Annotated in this window: 7 protein-coding genes; 5 read left to right on the forward strand and 2 right to left on the reverse strand. The window is 57.3% G+C overall.

Features of this window, described 5'->3' with window-relative positions; translation table 11 throughout:
- Window positions 1-496, reverse strand: a 496-nt coding sequence (locus ACH2EH_RS14735) for a Uma2 family endonuclease (protein ID WP_395142801.1), incomplete at its 3' end; no start/stop codon positions are given.
- A 19-nt stretch (window positions 497-515) separates the two neighbouring features.
- Window positions 516-1133 (reverse strand): hypothetical protein, encoded by a 618-nt coding sequence (locus ACH2EH_RS14740; RefSeq protein WP_395142802.1) that lies wholly within the window; start codon window positions 1131-1133, stop codon window positions 516-518.
- 78 nt (window positions 1134-1211) lie between these two features.
- Here ACH2EH_RS14740 and ACH2EH_RS14745 point away from each other — a divergent pair, with 78 nt between their 5' ends.
- The 5 genes from ACH2EH_RS14745 to ACH2EH_RS14765 form a co-directional block, all read left to right on the forward strand.
- Complete coding sequence (locus tag ACH2EH_RS14745; RefSeq protein WP_395142803.1) at window positions 1212-2381, forward strand: serine hydrolase domain-containing protein; 1170 nt, start codon at window positions 1212-1214, stop codon at window positions 2379-2381.
- Between the two features lie 27 nt (window positions 2382-2408).
- Window positions 2409-2612, forward strand: coding sequence for a hypothetical protein (locus ACH2EH_RS14750; RefSeq protein ID WP_395142804.1), 204 nt, complete (start codon window positions 2409-2411; stop codon window positions 2610-2612).
- Window positions 2612-3049 (forward strand): type II toxin-antitoxin system VapC family toxin, encoded by a 438-nt coding sequence (locus ACH2EH_RS14755; RefSeq protein WP_395142805.1) that lies wholly within the window; start codon window positions 2612-2614, stop codon window positions 3047-3049. The genes ACH2EH_RS14750 and ACH2EH_RS14755 overlap by 1 nt, the downstream gene beginning before the upstream one ends.
- Before the next feature lie 17 nt (window positions 3050-3066).
- Window positions 3067-3612 carry an SMI1/KNR4 family protein gene (locus ACH2EH_RS14760; protein ID WP_395142806.1) on the forward strand — a complete coding sequence of 182 codons (546 nt, stop codon included), beginning with the start codon at window positions 3067-3069 and terminating at the stop codon, window positions 3610-3612.
- Window positions 3605-4088, forward strand: a 484-nt coding sequence (locus tag ACH2EH_RS14765; RefSeq protein WP_395142807.1) for a GAF domain-containing protein, incomplete at its 3' end; no start/stop codon positions are given. The genes ACH2EH_RS14760 and ACH2EH_RS14765, both read left to right, overlap by 8 nt.

Here is a 4088-nt window from a genome sequence, read left to right on the forward strand (position 1 = left end):
CAATGAGAATGTAGTGACGTAGCGTCGTGATCTGCTGGTACTCCCGAAACTTATCGGTGCGGTCATCGGCCTCGGTGCTGTGGCTGAGCACCTCCACAACCACGCAGGGGTTCTGGAGTGCATCGTGCAAGTCCACCTTCCACTCGCCACAAACAACGCACAAGTCGGGAAAGTAGTAGATCCCTGATGTCACAGAAACCTTCTGGTCGCTTCCGAGAACATCGCAGTTCACCTCAGTAGCTTCCAGCACGTTGCCCAAGGCACGTCCAAAGTTCATGGCAATTTGATTATGCTCTGGGCTTGCTCCTGCCACTTCGACCACCTCCCCGCAGATATAGTTCGACTTTTGCTTAGAGTGCTTCAAAAGTGCCACCCACTCCTCAACACTCATCGTGCCGATCACGCGCTCGGGAGGGAAACGCTGATAGGTCTTAGTTCTTTCCATCAAGTTGGTCATACGACTGTTCTCCTGTCTATCCGATTCAATAAGTTGCATAGAGCATTCTACTTGTTCTCTATTGCTCCTCTTCCATGTTTTCAATAGCATTAAAGAGAGAACCCAGGCAAACCAAGCGAACGGTATAGGAGGCATCCATGCCAACGTCTTGTGTAATTTTCCAGAGTCTTCCCCGAGTGTTTCCCGTCACGACCAGAAAGTACCCACAGCCAAGATCCAGATCTCCGGCCAGCCAGAGAGTTCCTTTGACCAAGACATCTTGTAGCTGCTTAAAGCTGTTTTCAAACGCCTGGTACGCAGGGGCATTTTCTAAGGTTTCTAGCTCTTCGTCAGGGAAGTAGGAGCAGTCGTAGACTTCCTCGGGAACGAAGGGGAGAGCGATATTTTCCGCCTTGAGCCAGCGTCCCATCACCTCCGGAGGACTCTCCCACTCGTCCAACGGGAGCCAGAGGTTCAGTCCATCACTGATCTGTGTGATGATGGCACGTAGCTCCTCAGGAAGCATAAAGCCGTATTTTCGCTCAAAAGCAACGACCCGCTCCTCGGCGACAGGCGGGGGAAACAACTCTTCCTCAGGTTCCTCAGGCCACTTTTCCTGTAGGCTTTTCATCCACTCCCGCAACCCATCGAGGTTTTCGTCGAGTGTCAGTTCCGCCCCCTCGTACAAATCACTCATCCGTTCCCCTCCACCATTACAGGCATACGACTGTTCTCCTTGCCTGTCAGGATAGCACAATTTTGGTACAATCGCCGCATGGATAACTACTTTCCACCGCCGGATAGTGCCGGTGGCTGGCGAACCCTCAAAGAGGCGAAGGCGCTTCGGCAGCGCGCGGGCGTGGACAAGACCCGGCTGGAGCAGGCGTGGGAGCAGTGTCAGCACTGTAGCGCCAACTCGGGGCTGGTGATCGTCCGGCGCGGCTGGCTGGTCTCCGAGAACTACGCGGGCCGAGCGAGTCGCAACTGCAACCCGGACATGGCCTCGACGGGAAAGTGCTTCACGAGTATTGCCTGTGGCATCATGCTCAAGGAGTTCAAGGGTAAGATCCCGCAGGGGCTAGATACGAAAGTCTTCACCCCCGAGTTTCTCCCCGAAGCGTTCCCGCTCGACGACCCGCGCAAGGGCGAGATCACTCTGGGGCAGCTCTTGTGTATGTCAGCAGGCTTTCATGGAGAGGGCAGCAGCCCAGGCTTTGCGGAGGGCAAGATCGTGCCACTCACTCCGGTGCCGGGCCAGGACATTCGGAACTTGGATCAGTCGTCGCTACGAACTCCCCTGTGGACCGATCCGGGCAAGGGCTACTCGTACTCGTCGCCCGCCCCGCATATTGCCTCAATGGTCTTGCGTCGCATCACGGGCATGGACCTCAAGGACTACATTGACACGCGCCTTGCCAAGCTGCAGGGCTGGGGAGCCTGGGACTACTGCCTCCAGCGCGGCGACTTTCTCATGCCGCATGCCAACGGTGCGGGCAGCACCGCGCTCCACGCCACCGATGCCGTGCGCTTTGCCTACTGCCTGGCACGTGGTGGACGCTGGGGGGATAAGCAAATCGTCCCGCCGGAGTATCTCGCCCTCTGCAACAAGATGCTGCCCTACAACCCGCACTCCCCGTTCAGCTTGCAGTTCGAGCACAACGCCGATGGCCATGTCGCGGGGGCGCCCCGAGACGCGTTCTGGAAGTCCGGCGCGGGTGGCTTCTGTCTCTATGTCGTGCCATCGTTGGATTTAGTGCTCTACAAAATGGGCGGCAGCAACGGGCAGTACGACCCAACCTACACCAAGATCCCGCAGCCCCCGCAGGACACCAGCCGAGACAACTGGAAGCCAACGCCCCGTAGCCTCTTCCACGACGGCTCGCTAGGCGGCGACGACGGCCTGCGTAGAGTTTTAGAGATGGCCTGTGCATCGGTGGTGGATTGAGTAACTCTGTTCCGATAAAATACGAATATGACAGTTATCGAGCTAGAAAAGCGTGTGTTGTCTCTTGAGGAAACCCTAGAAAAGTTACGCCAGAAAGTAGAGAGAACGGAGGTGGTACGCCCCTGGTGGGAGCAAGTGCGCGGCACTTTTAAGGACGATCCAATCTACGATGAGGCAATGCGTCTCGGGCGTGTCTGGCGTGATTCCGTGGATAAAGAAATAACGGAATAATGTACCTGTTGGACACGGACTGCCAGAGCCTGCTGGATCGTGACACGCCCGAAGCTCGCCGGATGACGGAGCGCCTGCTTCTGGTTCGCCCCGATGAAGTGGCGGTAACCATCGTGACCTACGAGGAGCAGATGCGCGGCTGGCTTGCGTGGATCGCGCAGGCAAAGACAATGGAGCTACAGGTCACCGGATACCAGCGCCTAAGTCGGCATATCGAACGCTTTCGGGTGATTCCTGTCGTAGATTTTGATACACGGGCAGCTTCAGAGTTCGAGCGGCTTCGAAAAGCCGGGGTGCGCATCGGCACCATGGATTTAAAAATCGCCTCTATTGCCCTCGCAAACCAAGCCACCATACTCACACGAAACCTCCGTGACTACAGCAAAGTGCCCAATCTCCGGTGTGAGGACTGGACGATTAGTACCGCGGAAGGCTGAAAACAATTTTAGCCAGCTTGCCACCAGATCATCAGACATTTCTTCACCACACCAACGACGGTGAACTGGGCTTTCTCTCCGTCCGACTCTTCGGGATCGGCACCGGCGATGCGCTGGATTTTGCCGATCAAGTTAGCTTCCTGAGCCGCTTTATCGAGGGCGTTTCAGAGAAGACGCGCCTGCCGTTTGCCGTGGATGCTGGAGGAAGTGTCTTTTGCTACGACCTCACCCGCCCCACAGAAAGCGGCGACTACCCAGTGCTCTACTGGAATATTGAGTACTCCGAAGACCCTGAAGATTCGCCGTGGAAAGAGCGACTCTGGTCGGAGTATGCACCCAGCTTTTCGGCGTTTCTGGCACGGCTACGAACAGAGGACGCAGAGAGTGCTCTTACCCTCGCGCTTCGTGAGAGAAGCTGGGTGATCCAGTGTCAACTACCCGTCGCGCTTCCCGAAGCAATCTTGAGCCGCTACCCTGCACTCCCCACAGATGTGGCTCGATTTCCTGGCCACTCGCCCTCTGAGCGGGAGTTGTGGCGCGGTACAATAGCATCCGGTGAGTGACAATCAGCTAGAAGTACTCCAGGAGCAGGTCAGCGCGAGCGCACGTCTCCGAGGGGTGGCGGATCGTATTCACACCGAGATTCTTGCCAGCCAGACCGGCGAAGAGGCGCTCCAGCAGTTTGCGGAGGCGGCACGACAGCTTATCGGGGCGCGCTACTGCGCCATCGGGGTGGCCCGGGCGGGCGGAGAGAGTCTGGAGGAGTTTCTGACGGCTGGTCTGACACCCAGCGAGATGGAAGCCATCGGGGCCAAGCCACGCGGCGTGGGTATTTTAGGGCTCCTCCTCCAGCGCGAGACCCCCCTCCGACTGGAAAAACTAAGCCAGCACGCGAGCTCTGCTGGAATTCCTGCACACCATCCCCCCATGGAGAGCTTCCTCGGGGTTCCTATACGCTACGATCAGACAGTCTTGGGGAGTATCTACCTCACCGAAAAACCCGGTGGGTTCACGGAAGAAGACGAGCGGACAATCCAGG

Source organism: Armatimonas sp., from assembly GCF_043760365.1.
Lineage (GTDB): Bacteria > Armatimonadota > Armatimonadia > Armatimonadales > Armatimonadaceae > Armatimonas.

Bases quoted from the DNA above. Each gene is read 5' to 3' on its own strand.
- ACH2EH_RS14740 (WP_395142802.1), bottom strand. From the start codon at position 1,133: ATGAGTGATTTGTACGAGGGGGCGGAACTGACACTCGACGAAAACCTC.
- ACH2EH_RS14745 (WP_395142803.1), top strand. From the start codon at position 1,212: ATGGATAACTACTTTCCACCGCCGGATAGTGCCGGTGGCTGGCGAACC.
- ACH2EH_RS14750 (WP_395142804.1), top strand. From the start codon at position 2,409: ATGACAGTTATCGAGCTAGAAAAGCGTGTGTTGTCTCTTGAGGAAACC.
- ACH2EH_RS14755 (WP_395142805.1), top strand. From the start codon at position 2,612: ATGTACCTGTTGGACACGGACTGCCAGAGCCTGCTGGATCGTGACACG.